The sequence below is a fragment of the Bradyrhizobium sp. USDA 4538 genome (assembly GCF_024171045.1).
Lineage (GTDB): Bacteria > Pseudomonadota > Alphaproteobacteria > Rhizobiales > Xanthobacteraceae > Bradyrhizobium > Bradyrhizobium australafricanum.
On sequence record NZ_JALJZE010000001.1, the window covers coordinates 6,719,233 to 6,743,389 of the forward strand.

At 63.6% G+C, this 24,157-nt stretch carries 19 protein-coding genes and 1 riboswitch; of the genes, 6 read left to right on the forward strand and 13 right to left on the reverse strand.

The genetic code is table 11. The features are described from left to right. Positions 1-600: 600 nt before the first annotated feature. The 4 genes from J2R78_RS30550 to J2R78_RS30565 form a co-directional block, all read right to left on the reverse strand. Positions 601-840 (reverse strand): hypothetical protein, encoded by a 240-nt coding sequence (locus J2R78_RS30550; RefSeq protein ID WP_253607908.1) that lies wholly within the window; start codon positions 838-840, stop codon positions 601-603. Positions 841-1,544: 704 nt separating this feature from the next. Continuing rightward, a complete protein-coding gene (locus J2R78_RS30555; RefSeq protein ID WP_253607909.1) occupies positions 1,545-1,781 on the reverse strand; it encodes a hypothetical protein in 237 nt (78 codons plus the stop codon). 585 nt (positions 1,782-2,366) lie between these two features. Next, on the reverse strand, positions 2,367-2,906 hold the full coding sequence (locus J2R78_RS30560) for a hypothetical protein (protein WP_253607910.1): 540 nt from the start codon (positions 2,904-2,906) through the stop codon (positions 2,367-2,369). Between the two features lie 349 nt (positions 2,907-3,255). Next, on the reverse strand, positions 3,256-3,477 hold the full coding sequence (locus J2R78_RS30565) for a hypothetical protein (RefSeq protein WP_253607911.1): 222 nt from the start codon (positions 3,475-3,477) through the stop codon (positions 3,256-3,258). Between J2R78_RS30565 and J2R78_RS30570 the strand changes: the two genes are divergently transcribed. From J2R78_RS30570 to J2R78_RS30580, 3 genes are all read left to right on the forward strand, one after another. After that, on the forward strand, positions 3,466-3,756 hold the full coding sequence (locus tag J2R78_RS30570) for a hypothetical protein (RefSeq protein WP_253607912.1): 291 nt from the start codon (positions 3,466-3,468) through the stop codon (positions 3,754-3,756). The two genes, J2R78_RS30565 and J2R78_RS30570, sit on opposite strands and share 12 nt — an antisense overlap. A gap of 692 nt (positions 3,757-4,448) precedes the next feature. Continuing rightward, positions 4,449-5,537: a recombinase RecA gene (gene recA, locus J2R78_RS30575; RefSeq protein ID WP_092090369.1), complete on the forward strand. Its 1,089-nt coding sequence runs from the start codon at positions 4,449-4,451 to the stop codon at positions 5,535-5,537. Between the two features lie 227 nt (positions 5,538-5,764). Then, the gene (locus J2R78_RS30580) at positions 5,765-6,751 is read left to right on the forward strand and encodes a hypothetical protein (RefSeq protein ID WP_253607913.1); all 987 of its coding nucleotides are present in this window, start codon (positions 5,765-5,767) and stop codon (positions 6,749-6,751) included. A 39-nt stretch (positions 6,752-6,790) separates the two neighbouring features. Here the strand turns inward: J2R78_RS30580 and J2R78_RS30585 are convergent, their stop codons facing one another. From J2R78_RS30585 to gcvT, 4 genes are all read right to left on the reverse strand, one after another. Continuing rightward, positions 6,791-7,222 carry a thioesterase family protein gene (locus J2R78_RS30585; RefSeq protein ID WP_253607914.1) on the reverse strand — a complete coding sequence of 144 codons (432 nt, stop codon included), beginning with the start codon at positions 7,220-7,222 and terminating at the stop codon, positions 6,791-6,793. 217 nt (positions 7,223-7,439) lie between these two features. Continuing rightward, entirely contained in the window at positions 7,440-10,313 is a 2,874-nt protein-coding gene (gcvP, locus tag J2R78_RS30590; protein WP_253607915.1) for an aminomethyl-transferring glycine dehydrogenase, read from the reverse strand. Positions 10,314-10,336: 23 nt separating this feature from the next. Further along, complete coding sequence (gcvH, locus tag J2R78_RS30595) at positions 10,337-10,702, reverse strand: glycine cleavage system protein GcvH (protein ID WP_253607916.1); 366 nt, start codon at positions 10,700-10,702, stop codon at positions 10,337-10,339. 19 nt (positions 10,703-10,721) lie between these two features. Then, complete coding sequence (gene gcvT, locus J2R78_RS30600) at positions 10,722-11,864, reverse strand: glycine cleavage system aminomethyltransferase GcvT (protein ID WP_253607917.1); 1,143 nt, start codon at positions 11,862-11,864, stop codon at positions 10,722-10,724. A 141-nt stretch (positions 11,865-12,005) separates the two neighbouring features. Beyond that, a riboswitch (glycine riboswitch) is annotated at positions 12,006-12,094 on the reverse strand. 202 nt (positions 12,095-12,296) lie between these two features. Between gcvT and alaS the strand changes: the two genes are divergently transcribed. Together alaS and J2R78_RS30610 are read left to right on the forward strand one after the other, a co-directional pair. Then, complete coding sequence (gene alaS, locus J2R78_RS30605) at positions 12,297-14,984, forward strand: alanine--tRNA ligase (RefSeq protein ID WP_253607918.1); 2,688 nt, start codon at positions 12,297-12,299, stop codon at positions 14,982-14,984. Between the two features lie 11 nt (positions 14,985-14,995). After that, the gene (locus J2R78_RS30610; RefSeq protein WP_253609964.1) at positions 14,996-16,246 is read left to right on the forward strand and encodes a cyclic nucleotide-gated ion channel; all 1,251 of its coding nucleotides are present in this window, start codon (positions 14,996-14,998) and stop codon (positions 16,244-16,246) included. Between the two features lie 92 nt (positions 16,247-16,338). On the opposite strand, the gene J2R78_RS30615 is transcribed toward J2R78_RS30610, so the two are convergent. The 3 genes from J2R78_RS30615 to J2R78_RS30625 form a co-directional block, all read right to left on the reverse strand. Continuing rightward, complete coding sequence (locus tag J2R78_RS30615; RefSeq protein WP_375167075.1) at positions 16,339-16,845, reverse strand: DUF3455 domain-containing protein; 507 nt, start codon at positions 16,843-16,845, stop codon at positions 16,339-16,341. A gap of 30 nt (positions 16,846-16,875) precedes the next feature. After that, on the reverse strand, positions 16,876-18,090 hold the full coding sequence (locus tag J2R78_RS30620) for an NADP-dependent isocitrate dehydrogenase (RefSeq protein WP_253607920.1): 1,215 nt from the start codon (positions 18,088-18,090) through the stop codon (positions 16,876-16,878). Positions 18,091-18,317: 227 nt separating this feature from the next. Beyond that, entirely contained in the window at positions 18,318-20,045 is a 1,728-nt protein-coding gene (locus tag J2R78_RS30625) for a S9 family peptidase (RefSeq protein ID WP_253607921.1), read from the reverse strand. A 315-nt stretch (positions 20,046-20,360) separates the two neighbouring features. On the opposite strand from J2R78_RS30625, the gene J2R78_RS30630 reads away from it, so the two are divergent. Next, positions 20,361-21,560, forward strand: coding sequence for a TrmJ/YjtD family RNA methyltransferase (locus tag J2R78_RS30630; RefSeq protein ID WP_253607922.1), 1,200 nt, complete (start codon positions 20,361-20,363; stop codon positions 21,558-21,560). 340 nt (positions 21,561-21,900) lie between these two features. Here the strand turns inward: J2R78_RS30630 and J2R78_RS30635 are convergent, their stop codons facing one another. Beyond that, entirely contained in the window at positions 21,901-22,938 is a 1,038-nt protein-coding gene (locus J2R78_RS30635) for an IS110 family transposase (RefSeq protein ID WP_253605065.1), read from the reverse strand. Between the two features lie 234 nt (positions 22,939-23,172). After that, entirely contained in the window at positions 23,173-24,018 is an 846-nt protein-coding gene (locus J2R78_RS30640) for a class I SAM-dependent methyltransferase (RefSeq protein ID WP_253607923.1), read from the reverse strand. Positions 24,019-24,157: the final 139 nt, after the last annotated feature.

Genomic DNA, 24,157 nt, shown 5'->3' on the forward strand with positions numbered 1-24,157 from the left:
AACTACGGAATTTTAAACGGCCCCGACAGGGGGCCGCCAACCCGTCCCGGAGGCGGGTTTTCCTCCAGCAGTCGGGGGGCTACCTGTCTGGCTGGGGGCCCTGAAATAAGGGCACTGCCGGGTCGATTGTTCCAGTAAACATTCCGCGAGAACAGATCGCGACCCGCAGGAAATTATAGGGCCAGAACATCTGAGGGCCTTCTCAGTAGTCCTACCGAGAACATCGGCTAACCCTTGGTTACGACGGGGTTAAACCCAAACCGGGCCACTCGAAAAATCAAACTGTGAATGGAAACAGGCCGGCACCGGTCCGTTGGTGCTGGCCTAGTTAGGACGCTCGCTTGGGGAAATCAGGACACTCATTCACTTATGCAAATGCCCTTCCGCGCCATGGAGGTTCTAGCTTGAGGTGGGGGTGTCCAGAATCTTTCCCTACCCCACGGGCGCTCCTCGGCCTCAGCCTCCCTGTCGGGGTGCTGGGGCCGTTTGTTTATGTAGAATCCAGTTCAGCTGGGGCCGCAACACTCGGAGCGGTCCCTGCCCAGTAGCGGCGCGGTGAGGCGGCCTCAGCGTTCGTTCCAACGCGCTGGGGCCGTTTCTTCAGGACGCCTGATGCCGGCGAACTTCTCCGACCGCCATGTTGAGAATTGGGATGTGATCGGCGGCCACCTGTCGCTGAATGAGGCTAACAGCCCATCCCTCCGGGATTGCATCCAGCACTCGGTCAACGGCTTCTTCGCGCGAGGTCGCGGCGAGCCAGATTTGGACCTCGCCGTCATCGGTCGTCACGCGGACTAGATGAACCTCGGTCGCCTGTTGCATGAGCAATAAAAGCGGCATCGTGGGAATCGTTTCAAAAATCTTCGCTTAAGTTAAGGCTGGAACCGCAATTAGGGCGCTGACGCTGACATGCCTACTTTAATGCGGACACGAAGGCCGTGGCGCAAGCTCCCTGTGTGTTCAGGCTCAGTCACCACGACGGCGTCGAGTACAGCTTCAGGGCGTTGGCGGCGATATCGTTCGTAGCGCTCATCGTAGGCATAGGCGCCCTGTTGATCGGGTGAGCCTGTCATCTCATGGATGATCCAACCGCCTTGGCCTCAGCGTGTACCCCCTCGCTGGGGCCATTCTTTGGACTAAGAAAAAAGCCCGGCTCGCGCCGGGCTTCATAGTTCAAGCTGACCTGCGAGATAGCGCCGCTTCTCGACTGCCGCGATGTCGAGAGCCTTTCAGCACCTCATTCACGCGACCGGGATTCACGTCATATGTCGCAGCGATTCGACGGGAAGGGCCTGTAATGAAAGAGGCCGCCAAGGTGGGGCGGCCTCTTTCTCACATGAGTATTGCAATCGCAGCGATAGCAATGGGGCACAGCCCCAGCACCACAATGCTCGCTCTAAAAAGTAGGTCACTGGTCATGACACAACCTCTGCGTGAGGTTGGAATCTAACTCGGGATGACCACCAAAACAAAGTGCAGTTTGTGCCACGCTAGGAAATTAATCGTGCGCTAGATGAGAATAGGCCGTCAACTGAGGTGGCCCTTTACTCTCCCAGCTCTCTGCGGATTCGGTCGCGGTGCTGAACGTGCAAAACCTGGCATGAGTAGAAGTTATCCAGAAGCTTCTTCGCTTCCGCTAGATCATGCCCGTGATTGGCAAGGTGCTCGATCAGTTCCTCTTGCTCGGCGATGTGTCGCTCGCCTTGGGCAATATGCTGCTCGGCTTGCTCCAAATGGCGAAGCTGCATCTCGCGGTGCGCTATTGTGGAATGGTTCGGCATGGCCGCGCTCCCTTCCTATGCAGGCGGGAGCGCTGTTGGTCTCTCAGCCACCGACGCCTACGGGCAAAGCCTTGGCCGGTGATGGTGATATCGTATCACGTTCCGTTGCCCCCGGTTCGTTCTCTCAAGATTAAATTCCCTGATCTCGGTCAAAGGCGGGACGGGGATAGAACATCCAATGGGGTGCCTCGGTAGTCCTACTGAGAACACCGGCCAAGCTACGGTTTCCGTTCGCTTAATCCGAACTAGGACACTCCAAAAATCAAATTAGGGTACGGGGGCTTAAAGACGGACAGCACTTGGTCTGCTGGTGCTGTCCTAATTAGGACACCCGCTGCCGGGAACTAGGACACCTTCCGATCCGTTACAGAAGTCGATCCCTTATCGCTGGGAGGGATGATTTCAATGCGGCTGTATTCTGATCGGATAGACGGTGTGGAGATTGCTCTCGTCGGTCTCGTGGCGGTCTCGTTCATCTCGCTTCTTGCCAGCATAGTGTGGCTTCTGTTCGCGTGATTAACCCTCCGCTCGCTGGGGCCGTTTCTTTGGGGCCCCAAAAAGCCCGGCTCGCGCCGGGCTCTCGGATCATGCGGCTACTGCATGAATCTCTTGCAATAGCTTACGACCGTATCGGGACTGCTCTAGCCGGCCACCTGTTTCTGAGACGGCGCGGTTGACCTGCCTTACCATCTTCGCGCGGATTACGCTTTCTAACGTCAGCGATCCGCGCTTGTACATCCATCGAGCCACATGGAACCAGTCCCATAGCGGGCTCTCACTTGTGATGCGCGAAACAGGGGCAGGGAAGTCCTGACCGCGCTCGCCCTTCGCAAATAGAGAGATGGCGGCCCGCGACATGTTGGTCCTGTCGGCGATGTCTGACAGGCTCACAAGATAGTCCGGCTCAATGTGCTCAACGACCGCGCCAGTCTTTTGTACGTCCACAATGGCTGAGACAAGGGCGTGGATAAAATTCCGAGCCTCGCGCTCGAACTCAACAAGAATGCGGCCCTTCACAAATGCAATAGTGGCGTCGTCGCATCCAGCTTCGAAAAACTTATCCTCGAAATCAGGAGAGTTTGGATCGAGACCCGAAGCGATGATGGTGAACTCATACTTTTTCATCTTCATCTCCCGCACGTACAACGATCAACTGATCTCTTCAAAGACCTTGCATGCCCCTCTGCATTTTTTGGAGTTGACCAAATACTGACTTGGCATCCTTCGCGTGTATGATGGGCGCAATACATTCGGCCCCACGCGTGCCCATTAGAGATTGTAACCGTCCAACCTGCTGCTTCTGCATATTGAACGGCCCCCTCGATTTCCTTGTTTGGATGCCTTGGCCTACCGGCCATCGACACACCCAGAACTTAGGCATGTGTAAACAGTTGTCAACACCTAAATGTTCCTGAAAAATTACGGTTTCTTCAATAGTTAATGAGTTGTGTTCAATTCGTCACACAACTCCAATCTAGCTTTGGCCTTTGCCCCCATCAATTACCCGGAAGTTCCGCTGTACGCGAACCGGCCGGTTGGGCTCCAACGGCAGCACGGCGTCCAGCAAATCACCAATCGTCCAGACCCGCTCAGCAATGCCCAGCGCGACCGCCGGCGTGGTCCGCAGTGCCTCATGTACGCGGCACAGATTGTAGTGGGCCACGTACAGGCTCACCGTTGCGGCATGGTGAACCATGTCTATTATCCACTTGCTCAGAGCAGCGGGAAAATCTTCGAACTTCTCAAGGCGCATAAGACGCGCGGAGGAGATCGAGCGAAGAAGCTATTTCAGTTTTTGAATATCATCGGAGCGCGCGCGCTGGGCAGGCACCTAGGGCGAGTGCTGGAAATGGCAGAGTCCTCCGAGGATAAACAGGAATACGAAAACAAAATCGCCAAACGATTTGGTTTCGAACATCAGCTTGAGTTGCCAATCCCGTTGCCGCCTGATGCACCGAAAGAGGCCGCCAACTGAGGCGGCCTCCGTTTTTCACATCAATAGGACGATAGCCACTATTGCGATGGGGCTCAGCCCGAGCGCCACAATGAGCGCATTGAAAGGTAGGTCACTGCCCATGACACAACCCCTGCGGTTGGGGTTGAAATCCTATTCCTGAATGCCGGATAGCCGCTAGTGCAATTTGTGCCACGGCAACGCGCCATGGGGTGGTAAAATGCCTGGTTCTCGGAGCATACTAGCCTTTATGAGACAGTGGCTAAAAACGGCGCTGATGGTTCTCGGCTTATGCGCAGGCTGGATGGTCGTCGGTTTACTGACCGTCGATGACGACGACGAATTCCGCCAAGTCATTGCGATTTACAAACCGCGCTAACAGACGCCGGCTGTTCCGCTCGTTGAGCTAAATCAAGAACAGATAGCGTCCCACGGAAATTGATGGAGCCAGAACATCCAATGGCGCTCTCGGTAGTCCTACTGAGAACAACCGCCAAGCTACGGTTTCCGTTCGCTTAATCCGAACTAGGACACTCTGAAATTCAATTTAGGACACGGGGGCTTAAATACGGACAGCACCGGTCTGGCTCGAAGAACATATTGCGAACATAGAACAAACGTGGTACGTAGGTTCCCATCAACAATGCATTCCGCCTGATCTCATCGCCCGTTTGTCCCGCTAGCGAATCCCCGCAATAAGGAGCACATCCCAAATGTCCGCCACTGCACTGCGTATCGTCGAAGGATCCTCCATGGACAAGTCCAAGGCCCTCTCAGCCGCGCTCTCCCAGATCGAGCGCCAGTTCGGCAAGGGCTCGGTGATGAAGCTCGGCAAGAACGACCGTTCGATGGATGTCGAGACGGTGTCGTCGGGATCACTCGGGCTCGATATCGCGCTCGGCGTCGGCGGTCTGCCGAAGGGACGCGTCGTTGAGATCTACGGGCCGGAATCCTCGGGCAAGACCACGCTGGCGCTGCACACCGTGGCGGAAGGGCAGAAGAAGGGCGGCATCTGCGCCTTCATCGACGCCGAACACGCGCTCGACCCGGTCTATGCACGCAAGCTCGGCGTCAACATCGATGAGCTCTTGATCTCGCAGCCGGACACCGGCGAACAGGCGCTGGAAATCTGCGACACGTTGGTGCGTTCCGGCGCAGTCGACGTGCTGGTGGTCGATTCGGTTGCGGCGCTGGTGCCGAAGGCCGAGCTCGAGGGCGAGATGGGCGATGCGCTGCCGGGCCTGCAGGCCCGCCTGATGAGCCAGGCGCTGCGCAAGCTGACCGCCTCGATCAACAAGTCCCATACCATGGTGATCTTCATCAACCAGATCCGCATGAAGATCGGCGTGATGTACGGCTCGCCGGAGACCACCACCGGCGGCAACGCGCTGAAGTTTTATGCCTCGGTTCGTCTCGACATCCGCCGCATCGGCGCGATCAAGGAGCGCGACGAAGTCGTCGGCAACACCACCCGCGTCAAGGTGGTGAAGAACAAGCTGGCGCCGCCCTTCAAGCAGGTCGAGTTCGACATCATGTATGGCGAGGGCGTTTCCAAGATGGGCGAGATCCTCGACCTCGGCGTCAAGGCCGGCATCGTCGAGAAGTCCGGCGCCTGGTTCTCCTATGACAGCCAGCGGCTCGGCCAGGGTCGCGAGAATTCCAAGGCGTTCCTGAAGTCGAATCCCGACATCACCGCCAAGATCGAAGCCGCGATCCGGCAGAACTCCGGCCTGATCTCCGAGCAGATCCTCGCCGGCACGCCCGAGCGCGACGCCGAGGGCGAGGAGCCGACGGAAGAGTAAGCCTCCAGCATGATCCGGAAAAGTGCGAAGCGGTTTTCCCTCGCGACAAACGCGAAGCGTTTGCGCGGAGATCATGCTCAAGCGATCACATGACTTCCCTGCAAGCGGGCGCTGAGGACGTTGAGTTGCCGACGTCCTCGGCGCCCGTTTGGTTTTGTGTGTCTTTTGTAAAGCAGTTGATCCTCAGCTTGCGGTGCTGATGCCATCCCGCGTAGCCGGAGAGCATCGTGACAAGTCTGATCCTGGCGACAAGTGAACTCGCGAGCTATCGCCTGAGGCAGGCGGGAAGGGCGGACATCGTCGTCGGGTTGAGGCCGCGCTTCGTTTGGGGGAAAATGCCCTCGTCGGATGACCTCACGACCCTGCTGGAACCGCGTTCCGCAAAGCACGTCGATTTCGACACGCACTGGCTCGACTTCGCCAGTTCAAGATGGACCGGCTCGATCGGTCGGGACATTGGGCTTGTCGAGTTGTGCGAGCGTTGCGATAGCGTCGAGCTATGGGCTGATCCCCAGCCGAATGACCAGTTGGTGCTGGCCTGGTTGCTCGACGTGCTCCGCCCGCACCGCCACATCGTAGCGAAGCTCAAGCTGGTCCAGACCGATGTCGAGATCGGCAGGTACCGAGGCGAGAGCTTGGCGAAATGGCGATTGCCTGCACTTGCGGTGACCGATGATCGGCTGGAATTGGCCGGTCGCGCCTGGACTGCCTATCGCGCTCCGACGCCCGAGCCCTGTTTCGACCTTCTCATGCAGGATCTGTCGGCCATCCCGCAGCTCCGCGCGGCACTGATTGCGTTGCTCGAGGAGCTACCCGGGCAAGACACCGGCCTCGGCGCGTCCGAACTGCGGATGCTGGATCTCGTCGCCGACGGCGAGACAAGCCCACAGGTCCTTTCAAGCGAGCTGAACAGGGAACGCGGCGTGTTCGATTTTCAGGAAGCGGAGCTGATCCTGGACCGGCTCGCCTATTGTCCATCACCGGTCCTGACCGGATTCCCCGCGGAGATCGAAGCGCCCGACGATCTGAAGGCCCGAAACAACCGACTCCTGCACAGTCGGCTGTCGCTCACCGATTTCGGCCAGGAAGTGTCGGATCGCGAGCTCGACTTCAGCCAATACAACACGATCCATCGCTGGTGGGGCGGCACCGAACTGACCAATGAGCGTCTGTGGCGCTGGGACGCCGAGAGCCGAGCCTTGGTTGCCCCGTAAGCCTGATCCGCACAACGTGTGTACGCAATCAGCCTATGCCTATGCCAGCGTCTTCTCCCGGCTTGCGATCAGTGCCCGCAAATCCTCGGCCACCGCGACCGACTGATGGGTCTTCTGATCGGTCGCGACCCAGATGATCTCGCCGGTGGCGCGCAGTTCATCGGAGCCCTTGGCGAAGATCGCGAGCGCAAGATTGATCGAGGAGCGGCCGATCCGCGCGACGCGGACGCAGACCTCGATGTCCTCGTCGAACCGGATCGGCGCCTTGTATTCGACGACCGATTTCACAGTGTGGAAGTCGATGCCAGTCCGCGCCACCTCGCCGAGATAGTCGTAGCCGAGCGCGCGGAAATATTCGGTGATGGCGGTGTCGAAATAGGTGAGGTAGTGGGCGTTGAACACCACCGCCTGTGCGTCGACCTCCGAATAGCGGACGCGAAACGGGAAATGGAACCGGAATTCCTCGCGCATGTTTCCTCCTGCCGCGGGCGGGCCAGTCCGTCATTCCGGGGCGCGACGAAGTCGCGAACCGCAGATGCGCAATGGGCGCATCGGGGAATCCAGAGGTCGTGGATCGAGATTCCCCGGTGCGCAGTTGCGCACCTGAGGTTCTCGCTTCGCGAGCCCCGGAATGACACCGAGTGAATCAGGCGTCAGAGACGCAACGCCACATAGCTGCAGTAGCTCCTTACTCCGCCGCCTGCGCGTAATCCTCGACCGGCGGGCACGAGCACACCAGATTGCGGTCGCCATAGACGTTGTCGACGCGGCCGACCGGGCTCCAGTATTTGTCGGACCGTGACACGCTGGCCGGGAAGCAGCCCTCGGCGCGGGTGTAGGCCCGGTTCCAGACATCGTCGGCGATGTCGTGCACGGTATGCGGCGCGTGGCGCAGGGGCGAGGCCTCGACCTTCCAGCGGCCCTTCTCGATCTCCGCGATTTCGTCGCGGATCGCGATCATGGCGTCGCAGAAGCGGTCGATCTCGAACTTCGATTCCGATTCCGTCGGTTCGATCATCAGCGTGCCCGCCACCGGGAAGCTCATGGTCGGCGCGTGGAAGCCGTAGTCGATCAGGCGTTTTGCGATGTCGTCGACGGTGACGCCGCTGGTCGTCTTCAGCGGCCGCGGATCGACGATGCACTCATGCGCAACGCGGCCGCGCTCGTTGCGGTACAGCACCGGAAAGTGCGGCTGCAGCCGTGCGGCGATGTAGTTGGCGTTGAGGATCGCGATCTCGGTGGCGCGCGTCAGACCTTCGCCGCCCATCATCAGGATGTAGATGTAGGAGATGGTCAGGATCGACGCCGAGCCAAACGGCGCGGCCGACACCGGGCCGATGGCGTGCGCAGTTGCCCCGTCGGTTGCGGGATGGCCCGGCAGATAGGGCGCAAGATGCGCCTTCACGCCGATCGGGCCCATGCCGGGGCCGCCGCCGCCATGCGGAATGCAGAAGGTCTTGTGCAGGTTGAGATGGCTGACATCGGCGCCGTAATCGCCGGGCCGCGACAGTCCGACCTGCGCGTTCATGTTGGCGCCGTCGAGATAGACCTGGCCGCCATGGGCATGCACGATGTCGCAGATCTCGCGGATATGCTCCTCGAACACGCCGTGGGTCGACGGATAGGTGATCATGACCGCGGCAAGGTTGGCGGAGTGCTTCTCCGCCTTGGCGCGAAGATCATTGACGTCGACGTCGCCGCGCGCATCGCACGCGACGACCACGACCTCCATGCCGACCATCGCAGCCGAGGCCGGATTGGTGCCGTGCGCGGAGGAGGGGATCAGGCACACCTTGCGGTGCGGCTCGCCGCGCGCGAGGTGATAGCCGCGGATCGCCAGCAGCCCGGCATATTCGCCCTGCGCGCCGGAATTCGGCTGCAGCGAGACCGCGTCATAGCCGGTGATGTCGCACAGCCATTGCTCCAGCCGCTTGAACAGCGCGTGATAGCCCTTGGCCTGATCCGCCGGCGCGAACGGATGCAGATTGCCGAACGCCGGCCAGGTCAGCGGGATCATCTCGGTGGTGGCGTTGAGCTTCATCGTGCAAGAGCCGAGCGGGATCATCGCGCGGTCGAGCGCGAGGTCACGATCGCTGAGCTTGCGCATGTAGCGCAGCAGCTCGGTCTCGGAACGATGCGTATTGAACACCGGATGGCTGAGGAAGGCGCTGGTGCGCCGCAGCTCCTTCGGCAGCGCCTCGTGCGCGCCGGCCTCGATCTCGGCATAGCTGAGCTTGCCGCCGAACACGCGCCACACCGCCTCGACCGTCTCCGGCGTCGAGGTCTCGTCGAGCGCGATGCCGAGCGTGGTCGCGCCGATCCGCAGATTGATCCGTTCGGCCTGCGCGCGGGTGACGAGCTCGATCTGCTTGCTACCTGCCTCGACGGTCACGGTATCGAAGAACGCTTCGCTGGTCGGCGCAAAGCCGAGCTTGCGCAGGCCGGCGGCGAGCACGGTGGCGCGACGATGCACGCTGCGTGCGATATGGGTCAGGCCCTCGGGACCGTGATAGACCGCATACATCGAGGCGATCACGGCGAGCAGCACCTGCGCGGTGCAGATGTTCGAGGTCGCCTTCTCGCGGCGGATATGCTGCTCGCGGGTTTGCAGCGCGAGGCGGTAGGCCGGCGCACCGCGCGAATCGACCGAGAGGCCGACGATGCGGCCGGGCAGCGAGCGCTTCAGCGTGTCGCGCACCGCCATGTAGGCGGCGTGCGGTCCGCCATACCCCGTCGGCACGCCGAACCGCTGCGCCGAACCGATCGCGATGTCGGCGCCGAGCTCGCCGGGCGAGGCGAGCAGCGTCAGCGACAGCAGGTCCGCCGCGACGATCGCAAGCGCGCCCTTGGCGCGCAGCGACGCGATCGCAGGCTTAAGGTCGCGTACCGCGCCCGATGTGCCCGGATATTGCAACAGCGCGCCGAGCACATCGGCGTTGTCGAGCTCGGTCAGGGGATCGCCGACCACCAGCGCCCAGCCCAGCGGCGCGGCGCGCGTGCGCATCACCGCCAGCGTCTGCGGATGCACCTCCTTGTCGACGAAGAACACCTTCGCCTTGACCTGCGAGTGGCGCTCGGCGAGCGCCATCGCTTCCGCCGCGGCGGTCGCCTCGTCGAGCAGCGAGGCGTTGGCGACGTCGAGCCCGGTGAGATCGCAGATCATGGTCTGGAAGTTGAACAGCGCCTCGAGCCGGCCCTGGCTGATCTCCGGCTGGTACGGCGTATAGGCGGTGTACCAGGCCGGGTTCTCCAGAATGTTGCGCTGGATCACCGCGGGCAGGATGGTGCCGGAATAGCCCTGGCCGATCAGCGAGGTGAACACCTGGTTCTGCGCGGCGAGCTCGCTCATATGCGCGAGCGCCTCGGTCTCGCTCAGCGCCCGGCCGAGATCGAGCGGCGCCTTCTGCCGGATCGACGCCGGCAGCGTCTCGTTCATCAGCGCCTGCAGGCTCGCGGCGCCGACCGTCTCCAGCATCGCGTTGACGTCGCGCGGCGACGGTCCGATGTGGCGGCGCACGAAATCGGTGGCGGCTTCGTTGATCGGCTTGAAGGGCGCGTTCATGACGTGATCCTCGGGGTGATCCTTTAGGCGGTGTGCGCGGCGTAGGCGGCCTCGTCCATCAGGCCGCCGAGCTCGCCCTTGTCGGCAATCTTCAGCTTGAAGAACCAGGCCTTGCCGCCGGCGTCGGAATTGACCAGCGCGGGCTCGGCGGCGAGCGCGTCGTTGACCTCGACCACCTCGCCGGCGATCGGCGCGTAGACGTCGGAAGCGGCCTTGACGGATTCGACGACAGCGGCGGCCTCGGCCTTCTTCAGGCTGCGGCCGACCTTGGGCAGTTCGACGAACACGACGTCGCCGAGCTGCGACTGCGCATAGTCGGTGATCCCGATCGTGGCGACGTCGCCCTCGATGCGGAGCCATTCGTGGTCGGACGTGTACAGCGTCGTCATGGGGTCGATCCTTTGGCGTTCAGCGTTTGTAGGTATTGGGGACGAAGGGCGTAGCGGCGACTTTCAGCGGCAGCCGCTGGCCGCGCACTTCGGCGAAAACGGTGGTGCCGACGGCGGAAAGGGCCGTGGGCAGGTAGCCCATCGCAACCGGCGCATTGAGGCTCGGGCCGAAGCCGCCCGAGGTCACCTTGCCGATCTGCTCGGTCGAGCCGGCATCGGCGAACAGCGCGGCGCCTTCGCGCACCGGTGCGCGGCCGTCAGGCTTCAGGCCGACCCGTCGGCGCGCAGCGCCATCTGCGAATTGCGCGAGAATTTTGTCGGCGCCTGGGAAGCCGCCGGCGCGGGCGCCGCCGCCGCGGCGAACCTTCTGCACCGACCATTCCAGCGCGCCTTCAACCGGCGTCGTCGTGGTGTCGATGTCGTGGCCATAGAGGCACAGCCCGGCTTCGAGCCGCAGGCTGTCGCGCGCGCCGAGCCCGATCGGCAACACGTCGGGATTGTCGAGCAGCGCGGTGACCAGGGCTTCCACCTTGTCCGCGGGCACCGAGATCTCAAAGCCGTCCTCGCCGGTATAGCCGGAGCGCGAGACGAAGCAGTCGACGTCGCCGCGGCGCGGACCGGCGTCCATGAATTTCATCGAACTGACATCCGCACAAAGATTCGCCAGCGCCGATTCGGCTTTCGGGCCCTGCAGCGCGATCAGCGCGCGGTCGGCCAGCGAGATGATCTCGCAGGCGTCGGAGAGATGCGCGCGGAGATGCGCCTCGTCCTCGGCCTTGCAGGCGGCGTTGACCACCAGGAACAGGTGATCGCCGAAATTCGCCACCATCAGGTCGTCGAGCAGGCCACCGTCATTGTTAGTGAATTGCGCGTAGCGCTGCCGTCCCGGCGCGATACCGACGATGTCCTGCGGCACCAGTTTTTCCAGCGCGAGCGCGGCATCCGCGACCTTGCCGGATTTGGCCCTCAGCACGAGCTGGCCCATGTGCGACACATCGAACAGGCCGGCTTCCTTGCGGGTGTGCAGGTGCTCCTTCAGCACGCCGGCCGCGTATTGCACCGGCATGTCATAGCCGGCGAACGGCACCATCTTGGCGCCGCGCGCAAGGTGCAGCGCGTGCAGCGGGGTCTGTTTCAGCGGGGAGGTTTCGCGCGCAAGCATCACAGGGCCCTCGCGGTTCCCGCCGGGGACCTATTTCCCCTTGAGAAACCTGCAGAAAGCCCCATCTGTCGCTGTGCCTGAGAGTATTATCCCGTCGGCGGACGCATCGGGGCGAACCCCAGCGTCTCTTTCCAGATGTCAGACGTCACGCGGTCCTTTTGCCTGAGAGTTTCCGGGGCGGTTGCTCCTTCGGCGCCGGCGGTAAGGCCGGTCTCTCCCGACGTGACTAGGTATAGGTAGGTAGAAAACACGGCGCCACCAAGACTGTCAACGCAGCTGCAGCAACTATCCAATGGGCTTTGTGCTGCCGCGGCAAGCCCATGATCCGCCTGCACAGTTTCTGGACACCGCAGCTGGCAATGTCTAAAAGCGTTCGGCCGGAAAATGACGCCTTTTTGCGGCTGGCCGGCCCCTTTTTCCGATTGGATGAACATGAGCAGCGTCAACGACATCAGGTCGACATTTCTGAACTTCTTCAAGGAGAACGGGCACGAGATCGTGGCCTCGTCGCCGCTGGTTCCGCGCAACGACCCGACCTTGATGTTCACCAATGCCGGCATGGTGCAGTTCAAGAACGTCTTCACCGGCGTCGAGAAGCGCGGCTACCAGCGCGCCACGACGTCGCAGAAGTGCGTGCGCGCCGGCGGCAAGCATAACGACCTCGACAATGTCGGCTACACCGCGCGCCATCTCACCTTCTTCGAGATGCTCGGCAACTTCTCGTTCGGCGATTACTTCAAGGAGCGCGCGATCGAGCTCGCCTGGAATCTGATCACCAAGGATTTCGGGCTGAAGAAGGACAAGCTGCTGGTCACCGTCTACCACACCGACGACGAGGCGGCCGGCTACTGGAAGAAGATCGCGGGCTTCTCGGACGACCGCATCATCCGCATCCCGACCTCGGACAATTTCTGGGCGATGGGCGACACCGGCCCGTGCGGACCGTGCTCCGAAATCTTCATCGACCGCGGCGAGCACATCTGGGGCGGCCCTCCGGGCAGCCCGGATGAGGATGGCGATCGCTTCCTCGAATTCTGGAACCTGGTGTTCATGCAGTACGAGCAGGTGACGAAGGAGGAGCGCGTAGCGCTGCCGCGTCCCTCGATCGACACCGGCATGGGGCTCGAGCGCATGGCCTGCATCCTGCAGGGCGTCGAGAGCGTGTTCGAGACCGATCTGTTCCGCAATCTGATCGATGCCGCCGCGTCTACCCTCGGGCACGGTCCGAACGAGCAGAACGTTGGGTCGTATCGGGTGATCGCGGACCATCTGCGCTCGTCCGCGTTCCTGATCACCGACGGCGTGCTGCCGTCGAACGAGGGCCGCGGCTACGTGCTGCGCCGGATCATGCGCCGCGCGATGCGCCATGCACAGCTCTTGGGCGCGAGCGAGCCGCTGATGCATCGCCTGGTCTGGGCGCTGGTCCGCGAGATGGGCCAGGCCTATCCGGATCTGGTCCGTGCGGAGAAGCTGATCGAGGAGACGCTGCGGCTGGAGGAGACGCGCTTCCGCAAGACGCTGGCGCGCGGCCTGTCGATCCTCGACGAGAAGAGCGCCGGCCTCAAGAAGGGCGACATGTTCGACGGCGACACCGCGTTCACGCTGTACGACACCTACGGCTTCCCGCTCGATCTGACGCAGGACGCGCTGAAGTCGCGCGGCATCAGCGTCGACCAGGCGTCGTTCACCGACGCGATGGAGCGGCAGCGCGTCAAGGCGCGTGCCTCGTGGGCGGGCTCGGGCGAGGCGGCGAGCGAGGCGATCTGGTTCCCGCTGCGCGAGAAGCTCGGTGCGACCGAATTCCTCGGCTACGAGACCGAGAGCGCGGAAGGCGCGGTGACGGCGCTGATCAAGGACGGCGCCGAGGTCGAGAGCCTGAAGGCCGGCGAGAGCGGCGCGATCGTGCTGAACCAGACCCCGTTCTACGGCGAGTCCGGCGGCCAGGTCGGCGACACCGGCGTGCTGACCGGGGAGGGCGTCAAGTTCCGCGTCACCGACACGCAGAAGAAGGCCGGCGATCTGTTCGTGCATCTCGGCACGGTGGAGCAGGGCACGCTCGGCGTCGGCACCACATTGCAGCTCGAGGTCGATCACACCAGGCGCTCGTCGATCCGCGCCAACCATTCGGCGACGCATCTGCTGCACGAGGCGCTGCGCCAGGTGCTCGGCGATCACATCGCGCAGCGCGGCTCGCTGGTCACGCCGGACCGGCTGCGCTTCGACTTCGTGCATCCGAAGCAGATCACGCCGGAAGAGCTCGCCCGGATCGAGGACATCGCCAACGATGTCGTGCTGGAGAATGACGAGGTCACGACCCGGGTCATGGGCGTCGACGATGCCCGCGAGGCCGGCGCCCGCGCGCTGTTCGGCGAGAAATACGGCGACGAGGTTCGCGTCGTGTCGATGGGCAAGGGCGCCCGCGATCACGGCCAGAACGCGCTTGGCTGGTCGGTCGAGCTCTGCGGCGGCACCCATGTCCGCCGCACCGGTGACATCGGCATGATTTCCGTGACCAGCGAGGGCGCGGTCGCGTCCGGCGTGCGCCGTATCGAGGCGCTGACCGGGCATCATGCGCGCAAGCACGCCAACGACACCATCGCGCTGGCCAAGACCGCGGCGCTGGAGCTGCGCACCACGATCGAGGACGTGCCGGCGCGCATCACAGCTCTGATGGAAGAGCGCAAGAAGCTCGAGCGCGATTTGTCCGACGCCCGCAAGAAGCTCGCGATGGGCGGCGGCGGTGCGTCGAACGGCGCCGCCTCAGCCGTTCGCGAGGTCGGCAATGTCAAGCTGCTGGCGCGCGCGGTCGAGGGCGTCGAGACCAAGGATCTCAAGAGTCTCGTCGACGACGGCAAGAAGCAGATCGGCTCCGGCGTGGTCGCGATCGTCGGCGTCACCGAGGACGGCAAGGCCGGCATCGTGGTCGGCGTCACCGCCGATCTGACCGCGCGGTTCAACGCGGTCGAGCTGGTGCGCAAGGGCTCCGAGGTGCTCGGCGGCAAGGGCGGCGGCGGCCGGCCCGACATGGCGCAGGCCGGCGGGCCCGACGGCGCCAAGGCCGACGCCGCGCTGTCGGCGATCGAACAGGCCATGACTCAACAGGCATCGGCCGGCGCCTGACGGAGAGGCTGATCGTGGCGACGGCTCCGCTCAAGCCCACGATCAGCGATCCCGGGTTGCGCGACCGTCTCTACGAGCTGCTCGAACGCGATGATCTGCCGCATTCGGGCGGCTTGCGCTTTGCCCGGATCATCGTCGCCATCATCGCCGTCGATGTGCTGGCGGCGATCCTGGCCTCGGTGCCCGAGATCGACGCACAGCTCGGCTGGCTGCTGACGACCATCGAGATCGCGGCGGTCATTGCCTTCGCGCTGGAATATGCCGCGCGGCTCTGGAGCGTGGTCGGCCACTCGCTGCGCGACATGACGCCGGCACGGGCACGGCTGGAATACGCCTTCTCGGCGCTCGGCGTGATCGACCTGCTGGCCTTCCTGCCATCGGCCGTCGCGCTTGTCATCGGCGACAAGACCGCGCTGGTGCTGTTCGGCATGCTGCCGTTCCTCAAGCTGGTGCGCTACTCGACCGCGATGCGCTCGCTGCTGGCGGCGCTGCATGCCGAGCGGCGCACGCTGTTCGGCTGCGTGGTGATCCTGACCGGCGCCGTGCTGCTGTTTGCCTCGCTGCTCTATGCCATCGAGCACAGGGTGCAGCCGGACAAGTTCGGCACCATGCCGCAGGCGATGTGGTGGGCGATCGTGACGCTCGGCACCGTCGGTTACGGCGACGTCGTCCCGATTACGCCGCTCGGCCGGACCGTCACGGTGGTCGCGATCGTGGTCGGCTTCGCGATGATCGCGCTGCCGGTCGCGATCATCTCGACCGCGTTCGCCGACGAGGTCCGGCGCCGCGACTTCGTCGTGACCTGGGGCATGCTGGCGCGGGTGCCGCTGTTCTCACATCTTGGCGCTGCCGATATTTCCGACATCATGCGCTTGCTGCGGTCGCAGACCATCGAGGCCGGCGAGGTGCTGGTGCGGCGCGGCGATGCGGCGTCATCGATGTATTTCATCACCGCGGGCGAGGTCGAGATCGACCTGCCGAGCCAGCTTGTGCGGCTTTCCGACGGCGCGTTCTTCGGCGAGATCGCGCTGCTGCGGCGGACCAGCCGCTCCGGCACGGTGACGGCGACGCGCAAGACCAAGCTCCTGGTGCTCGATGCGCAGGACTTCCATGCCCTGATCGAGCGCATGCCGGCGCTCGCCGCGCATGTCCGGGAGACCGCGGAGGCGCGGCTTGCCGATCCGCTCGCGGCCGGCGGCGACCTGGCCGCCGCGGAGATCGCCCAGGCGCCGCGCGAGACCGACGGCGGCATCCGCGACTAGAACCTCATTCCGATTGAATCGGAACGAGGCTCTCGATTCTTCGTTTGGCGCGTTTTCTCCACGCGAACCGGTATCCACTTCGCTTGAAAACGCTAGTCCCGTCGCAGGAACACGTAATCCGCCGAATACGCCGCGCTCTTCAGCGCGCCTGATTTGTCGCAGGCGCCGCTGAGCTCGCCGCCCGAGGTGTTGATCCGCTGCACGGTTGCGACGCCGGAGAGCAGGCCGTTGCCGCGGTGGGCGATCACCTCGAGCTTCAGCCAGGGAATATCGGCGGCGGTGGTGCCGGGTGCGCTGCCGGCGGTGCGGGCGGTCACGACACTGCCGTCGACATGCTCCCAGTTCGGACCCGCATAATGCCGGCCGACCGTGCGACCGTCGGCGATCAGGGTCGCGATCGGTTCGCGGAACGACCAGGCGAGCTTGCCGTCGCTGACCGGCTTGCACTCATAGACCTGCACGCCCTCGGCATGGACGGTGAGGATCTTGGACTCGCCAGGCGCCGCGACGGCGTCGGGCAGGGGATCGGCAGCGAATGCCGCCGACGCGGTTAGCGAGAACGATGCGAGCACGACGGCTCTGACAAGGGCCATGGTCATGCTCGCACCTGTCTTCCCAGGATGACGGCCTCAGGCCGCGATCGCCTTCACGAGGTTGTCGGACACCTTGTCGAGGAATCCGGTGGTCGAGAGCCAGCGCTGGTCGGCGCCGACCAGGAGCGCGAGGTCCTTGGTCATGTAGCCCTCTTCGACGGTGGCGACGCAGACCTTCTCCAGGGTGGTGGCGAACTTGGCCAGCGCCTCGTTGTTGTCGAGCTTGGCGCGATGGGCGAGGCCACGGGTCCAGGCGAAGATCGACGCGATCGAGTTGGTCGAGGTCTCCTTGCCCTTCTGGTGCTCGCGGTAGTGGCGGGTCACGGTGCCGTGGGCGGCCTCGGCTTCCACGGTCTTGCCGTCCGGGGTGAGCAGCACCGAGGTCATCAGGCCGAGCGAGCCGTAACCCTGGGCCACGGTGTCGGACTGCACGTCGCCGTCATAGTTCTTGCAGGCCCAGACATAACCGCCGGACCATTTCAGCGCCGAGGCCACCATGTCGTCGATCAGGCGGTGCTCGTAGGTCAGGCCCTTGGCCTCGAATTCCTTCTTGAACTCGCGGTCGAAGACGTCCTGGAAGATGTCCTTGAAGCGGCCGTCATAGACCTTCAGAATCGTGTTCTTGGTCGACAGATAGACCGGGTAGTTGCGCATCAGGCCGTAATTGAACGAGGCGCGGGCGAAATCGGTGATGGAGTCGTCGAGATTGTACATCTCCATCGCGACGCCGGCGCCGGGCGCCTTGAACACTTCCTTCTCGATCACGGTGCCGTCCTCGCCGACGAACTTCAGCGACAGCGTGCCCTTGCCGGGGAACTTGATGTCGGTGGCGCGGTACTGGTCGCCATAGGCATGGCGGCCGATGATGATCGGCTTGGTCCAGCCGGGAACCAGGCGCGGCACGTTCTTGCAGATGATCGGCTCGCGGAAGATGCAGCCGCCGAGGATGTTGCGGATGGTGCCGTTCGGCGACTTCCACATCTGCTTCAGGCCGAACTCCTTCACCCGGGCCTCGTCGGGGGTGATGGTGGCGCATTTGACGCCGACGCCGACCTTCTTGATGGCTTCGGCGGCGTCGATGGTCACCTGGTCGTTGGTCTCATCGCGGTATTCCATGCCCAGATCGAAATAGAGCAGTTCGACATCCAGGAACGGGTTGATCAGCTTGTCCTTGATGTACTGCCAGATGATCCGGGTCATCTCGTCGCCATCGAGTTCGACGACGGGGTTGGATACCTTGATTTTTGCCATGACGGGGAGGCCCTCTTGGGAACGGCGCGCTTTTGACGGCGGGGGTGGAAAATACGCCTGCGCTATAGCACCGCCCGGGGGCGGGCGGAAGCGGAGGGGTTATGCACTTTCAGCCCATCTTTTCACCGAGAACCGCCATTCTGGACGGACCAGAATAGCGCCTCTCGGCCCTTGTTCTTGACGGGTTTTCTTCACGCGAACCGGTGCCCACTTCGCTTGAAAACCCTCTAGAACGCCGCCTGCGTCGCCGTCCCGGCCACGATGTACCAGGTCACGAACAGGCCCGCGATCAGGGCCCCCGGCAGGCTCGATCCGGTCCGCCGCCAGGTGAAGGTCGCGATCACGGCGACGATCGCGAGCAGGGGCACGAACTGGATCGCGACGATGGTCGAGAGCGGCACGAAACCGGGGTCCGGGACCGGGTTGAACAGCTTCCCCGTCAGCCACAGCGTGCCGTATTGCAGCACCAGCAACACGATGAAACCGAACGTCAGCGCCAGGATGTTGGTCAGGTACAGCGCCCCGCGCGGCGCATCCATGGTCGAGAAATTCCGGTGCAGCACGTGCAGCGCCACGACGAAAAACGTCGTGAACGGAATCAGATAGATCAGGAAGATGAGGAATTGCTTCGCGCTCATCAACTTGAGTGCGACGATCCAGAAGCGGAAGTCGATCTTGAAGGCGAGGTCGGCGAGCCACAGCGCGGCGTAGCCGACCGCGACCGAAGCCACCGCGATCACGACGGATTGACCGACGAGGCCGGTCCGGCTGGCGCGGTTCGGGGCGAACCGCATCAGGGCGAGCGTGATCAGGCCGTTGATGATGGCCCAGACCAGGATCTGGTTGGTGATGCCCTGCGGCAGGAGCGCGCTGGGGGTGACGAAGGTGCCGCCCAGTGCGAAGGCCGGGTAATAGGTCAGCGCCGGGATGAAGGCGGACAGGATGAACGCCGCGGTCCAGCGCCGGCCGCTCGCGGCCGCATGCGGCGGCATGGTGCCGTCGGCAACCGCCGGCAGCCGCAGGCGGGAGAACATCGGCGCTTCCAGCAGCCCGTCGAACGTCCCGATGACCAGGGCAATGAAACCGGCGAGGGCGATGAGCGTGCCGATCTCCTTGCGGAACCAGATCTGGTCGTCGACCGGCCGCGCCGTGCCGCCCTTCAATGTCTTGGCGAACCAGTCGAGGCTGTAGCCGATCGCCTCATGTGAGATGTGCTCGGCCGGATGGGTCATCGCCGGGGTGTACAGCACCCGGGCCGTGCCGTTGGCCGGATCGCCATAGACCTTGCCCGGCTCGACCGCGCCTTGTGTGCCGAACAGCGCCCAGAGCTTCGGGCTCGTGGTGACGTCACGCGCCAGCTGGACACCCCACATCAGGTCGGGGAATTCCTCGTACTGCGCGAACACGAGCGCGGTATTGCGCGGCCAGCTCGCAGTGCCCTCGGCAGCGAACGGCTTGCCGGTGGACGAGCCCTCCAGCACCACCGATTTGTAGTCGTTGGGCATCGCGGCGGCAGCCGCCAGCACGGTCCAGCCGCCCATCGAATGGCCCTCGAGCCCGATATTCTCCTTGTCGACGAATTGGAGGCTGCGGAGATAGGCAAGGCCGTCAGGTCCGCCAAAACCGTTGGCGAAGGAGGGCGGGTCGCTATAGCCGTGACCGGTCTGGTCGAGCGCGAGCACCACGTAGCCGCGGCGGGCGAACTCGATGGCGAAGCCGTCCTGGGTCTCGCGCGAATTGATATAGCCGTGGACGGCGAGGATGCCGGGCGCCGGGATCTGCGGCGTGGCATTCGGCGGGATGTAGAGCAGGGCGCTCATCGTATTGCCCTTGGCGCCCTTGAAGCGGACATCCTCGATCCGGATGCCGCCGGCGGTCTGCGTGAGGTGGGCGAGCAGGCCCCCCGCCACGACCAAGATCAAGCCCACAATCGCCAGCGTCCATCTGCCCCGCATCGTCGTCCCCCCAAGGTGCCTCGCCGTTGAACCCGGCGTCTCAAGCGTGCCTTTACAGCTTCGCTTTGGTTGTGGTTGATAGCCTATCCGAAGGCCAAGTGCGCGCAAGCGGCAGCCTTCGCTTCGTGCGATTGGGACTCCGATTGAGGATTCGCAAACGCCGCTAACCCTGTTATCCCCTTGGAGAAAATGGTCTCGCGCAAAACCGGTGCAAAGCTGGTCGGTGCGGTCTTGGGCCCCTGCATGAGATTTTGAATCAGCCTCCTCGGAAGCTGATTCAAAATCTTCAGACGTTGAATCAGAAAGTGAAGTGAGATGTCCGGCACCGACAAGACCAAGGCAGGGCACGACCTTGCCGGTCCCGTCGTCATCCTGGTCGAACCGCAGCTTGGCGAGAACATCGGCATGGCCGCGCGCGCGATGGGCAACTTCGCGCTGTCGAGGATGCGCATCGTCAACCCGCGCGACGGCTGGCCGAACATTGCCGCCCAGCGCGCGGCCGCCGGTGCTGACCACATCATCGGTTCCGTCGAGCTGTTCGACACCGTCGAGCAGGCGATCGCCGATCTCACGCTGGTGTTTGCGACCACCGCCCGGGCCCACGACCAGGCCAAGCCGGTGGTCGGGCCGGAAGGCGCGGCGAGTGAGATCGTCGATCATGTCGCATCCGGCGGCGGCGCCGGCATTCTGTTCGGGCGCGAGCGCGCCGGCCTGACCAATGAGGAGGTCGCGCTCGCCAACCGCATCATCACCTTCCCGGTCAATCCGGGCTTCGCCTCGCTCAATCTGGCGCAGGCGGTGCTGTTGATGGGCTACGAGTGGTTCAAGCTCTCGACCGCGGGCGCGCTGCCGTTCGCGATGCCCGAGCGGTCCGAGCCGGCCTCCCAGCACCAGATGCAGGCGTTCTTCGACAATCTCGTCGCCGAGCTCGACAAGGTCGAGTTCCTGCGGCCGGCGGAGAAGCGCGACACCATGCTGGTAAACCTGCGCAACATCTTCACGAGGATGGATCCGACCAAGCAGGACATGCACACGCTGCACGGCGTGGTGATGGCGATCGCCGAGGGCCGCAAGGGCCCGGCCAAGGGCGGCGTGCTCGACGGCGCCCAGGCGACGCGCTTGCGGGCGCTGCTTGCCGAGCAGGGGCAGGGCGGCGCGACCGCCGACAGCAGCAGCACCGTGCGCGGGCTCGCCCGGCTGCTCCGCCGCAACCCGACCGACGCCGAACGGACCCTGTGGCAGGCGCTGACGCGGGACCGCCGCTTCGCCGGCCAGTTCAAGCGCCAGACCCCGGTCGGCCGCCACATCCCCGACTTCGTCTCCTTCGTGCACCGGCTTGCAATCGAGCTGGTCAACCCGAACGAGAGCGAGGCCATCGGTGCCGACCGTGCCAAGCGCAGAGCCTGGCTCGAGGCGCGCGACTATCGGGTGGTCGACATGCGGGTGGCCGATGTCGAGCGCGACCTCGACGCCGAGCTCGCCCGGCTGGAGGCGGGGCTGCGGCAGGAGCGGTAGCTTACGCAATTGCTCTGTCCGCGGAGCAAGAACGGGATTCGAGTAAGCGACTCTTTCCACACGTCGTCCTGGCGAAAGCCAGGACCCATATGTGGACGGCCCCCGTGGCACAAGAGCTGTTTGGTGAGATCGGATCGCTTGCATCCATATGTCCGGCCTGTTGGGTGCGATCGAATGGATCGCTGGCCAAGATGGTTTGCGCGATGCGAGTTCCAAACAACCACGCGGCCTGTTGGCGGCCGATGGGTCCTGCGGACTGTCTCGCATCGTTGCTCGATCGATCGCTCCATCTGCTCTTGCAGCTCCGGTCGGCCGGCGAGCGAGCCCGCCGGCTAATCGATTAGGCGGCGGCTGTCATGGGATTCATCCGTGCCGCCTCGTAACTCTCGCCCGTTGCCATCAGCTTCCAGGCGATACGGGCCACTTTGTTGGCGAGCGCCACGGCCGCAAGCTTCGGCGGCTTGCGCTTGATCAGGGCCAGCAGCCAGCGCGAGTGATGACCGCGTCCCCGCCTGGCCTGCTGGATCACCGCTGTGGCCCCGACCACCAGCAGACGGCGCAAGTTCTCATCGCCAGCCCGCGTGATCTTGCCAAGCCTGGTCTTGCCAGCGGTGGAGTGGTCCTTGGGTGTCAATCCCAGCCAGGCCGCAAAATGACGACCAGAACGGAACGTGCGCGGATCAGGTGTCTTCATCACCAGCGCGGTTGCAACGATCGGACCGACCGAGGGGATCTGAGCCAAGCGCCGGCCCGTGGCATCGGCGCGGTGCCAGGCCATCAGCTTGGCCTCAACCGCCTCCAACTCACCCTCGAGCCTGACGCGCTCCCGGCCCAGCACCACAAACAGCTCGCGCGCCAGAACCGGAAGCGTCTCGTCCTGCGCAATCCGCACCAGCAGTGGTTCGATCGCGTCCAGTCCCTTGGGGGCGATCAGGCCATACTCCGCCGCGTGGCCGCGTATCGTATTGGTCAGCTGGGTGCGCCGGACGATCAATCCGTCGCGGACACCCATCAGCATCAGCGCGGCCTGCTGCTCGGCCGTCTTCACCGGCACGAAGCGCATGCTCGGCCGGCTCATCGCTTCACACAGGCCTTCTGCATCCCGCCCGTCATTCTTGTTCCGCATCACGTAGGGTTTGACCAATTGCGGTGCCATCAGCTTCACCTCGTGACCGAGCTTGGAAAGCTGACGCGCCCAATGTTGCGAAGCCCCGCAGGCCTCCATCCCGATCACAGTCGGCGGCAATTTGGCGAAGAACTCCAGCACTTGTTTGCGCGACAGCTTCTTGCGCAGCACCACCTGCTCCGCCGCATCAACCCCATGCAGCACAAAAATATACTTCGACGTATCAATCCCAATGCGGATAATCTGGTTCACGGACGGCTCCCTTGTATGAGATCTAGACAACCTCATTCTGGCACACTGATGCCGTAGGGGGCCGTCCACACCATCAACCACCGCATTGGATTGTGAAAGGGATCGAGGCCGCAGCGTCGCGCAACAATTGAGATTTGGGGTAATGGGTCCCCTGGCCTTCGCCAGGACGACACCGTGTTGGTGCGCCGCAGATGGCACGATTTCTGCCGTCACAATCCCGAAGGCAGCATCTCGCTAGGCTAGTGCCGACACGAGCCACAGACCCACATGCAGGTCGCGGCCATCAGCTCCGAGGCTTGCGGCGAGCGCGTTGCGTACCGCTTCCATGGCGCGATGACGTTGATCGTCCGTGGCATTCTCGAGCAGCGCAGGCAGCGGGCCGGCCTGCGTGATGAAGGCCATGCTTTGCGCGATGTCGCCGCCATGGATCGGTACGTCGGTGGCCTTGAGCGCAATCTCGTGAAACCCGGCCTCGGTCAGGATACCGCGAACGCGATCCTCGCGCGCGAACGAAAACATCCCGGGCGCCAATGGATCGAGCGGCGGCTGTGGCGGCACGTGCGGTCGGGCCGCCTCGATGGGTACGCGAAACCACGGCGACTCCGGCATGGTGCGAAAACAGACGAACACCAGCCGCCCGCCCGCTTTCATGCCGCCGCGGATGTTGGTGAAGGCCTTGACCGGGTCATCGAAGAACATCAGGCCAAAACGCGAATACATCAGATCCGCCCAGCGCGGTTCGAAGCCGTAGATCGTTGCGTCGGCCAGCGCACAGGTCACGTTGCCAAATCCCGCCTCGGCGACACGATGCTTGGCCAGATCCAGCATCGGGACCGAGATATCGACACCCACCACAGCACCCGACGGACCAACAGCCTTGGCGAACGCCAACACTGTGTCACCGGTGCCGCATCCGATATCGATGACACGCTCACCCGGCTTTGCCGCCGCGGCACCCAGGCTGACGTTGGTGACCGACGTGAAGACTTCGCTGATCACGGCTTGCTGCGAAACCCATGAGTGCCCCATGGTGCTGTTCCAGAACTCTGCTCCTCGGGGGTTTGGCGTGGGCGTCTGCATTTGATCAATCTCCTGGTGCTGAAAATGGAGTGTCGTCTGAAACAAACTGCACAAAATTCCAGATCGAACGCGAAGCTGAATCTCCGTACCGGGCATTAGCGAATTGCAGCCGACGTGCTTTGCATCTCGGCTCTAGGCC

Excerpts from the sequence above, each read along its gene's own strand:
- J2R78_RS30625 (WP_253607921.1), bottom strand. The coding sequence starts at position 20,045 with ATGCGGGGCAGATGGACGCTGGCGATTGTGGGCTTGATCTTGGTCGTG.
- gcvP (WP_253607915.1), bottom strand. The coding sequence starts at position 10,313 with ATGAACGCGCCCTTCAAGCCGATCAACGAAGCCGCCACCGATTTCGTG.
- gcvT (WP_253607917.1), bottom strand. The coding sequence starts at position 11,864 with ATGCTTGCGCGCGAAACCTCCCCGCTGAAACAGACCCCGCTGCACGCG.
- J2R78_RS30550 (WP_253607908.1), bottom strand. The coding sequence starts at position 840 with ATGCCGCTTTTATTGCTCATGCAACAGGCGACCGAGGTTCATCTAGTC.
- J2R78_RS30620 (WP_253607920.1), bottom strand. The coding sequence starts at position 18,090 with ATGGCAAAAATCAAGGTATCCAACCCCGTCGTCGAACTCGATGGCGAC.
- J2R78_RS30570 (WP_253607912.1), top strand. The coding sequence starts at position 3,466 with ATGGTGAACCATGTCTATTATCCACTTGCTCAGAGCAGCGGGAAAATC.
- alaS (WP_253607918.1), top strand. The coding sequence starts at position 12,297 with ATGAGCAGCGTCAACGACATCAGGTCGACATTTCTGAACTTCTTCAAG.
- J2R78_RS30615 (WP_375167075.1), bottom strand. The coding sequence starts at position 16,845 with ATGACCATGGCCCTTGTCAGAGCCGTCGTGCTCGCATCGTTCTCGCTA.
- J2R78_RS30585 (WP_253607914.1), bottom strand. The coding sequence starts at position 7,222 with ATGCGCGAGGAATTCCGGTTCCATTTCCCGTTTCGCGTCCGCTATTCG.
- J2R78_RS30565 (WP_253607911.1), bottom strand. The coding sequence starts at position 3,477 with ATGGTTCACCATGCCGCAACGGTGAGCCTGTACGTGGCCCACTACAAT.
- J2R78_RS30560 (WP_253607910.1), bottom strand. The coding sequence starts at position 2,906 with ATGAAAAAGTATGAGTTCACCATCATCGCTTCGGGTCTCGATCCAAAC.
- J2R78_RS30640 (WP_253607923.1), bottom strand. The coding sequence starts at position 24,018 with ATGCAGACGCCCACGCCAAACCCCCGAGGAGCAGAGTTCTGGAACAGC.
- gcvH (WP_253607916.1), bottom strand. The coding sequence starts at position 10,702 with ATGACGACGCTGTACACGTCCGACCACGAATGGCTCCGCATCGAGGGC.
- J2R78_RS30555 (WP_253607909.1), bottom strand. The coding sequence starts at position 1,781 with ATGCCGAACCATTCCACAATAGCGCACCGCGAGATGCAGCTTCGCCAT.
- recA (WP_092090369.1), top strand. The coding sequence starts at position 4,449 with ATGTCCGCCACTGCACTGCGTATCGTCGAAGGATCCTCCATGGACAAG.
- J2R78_RS30630 (WP_253607922.1), top strand. The coding sequence starts at position 20,361 with ATGTCCGGCACCGACAAGACCAAGGCAGGGCACGACCTTGCCGGTCCC.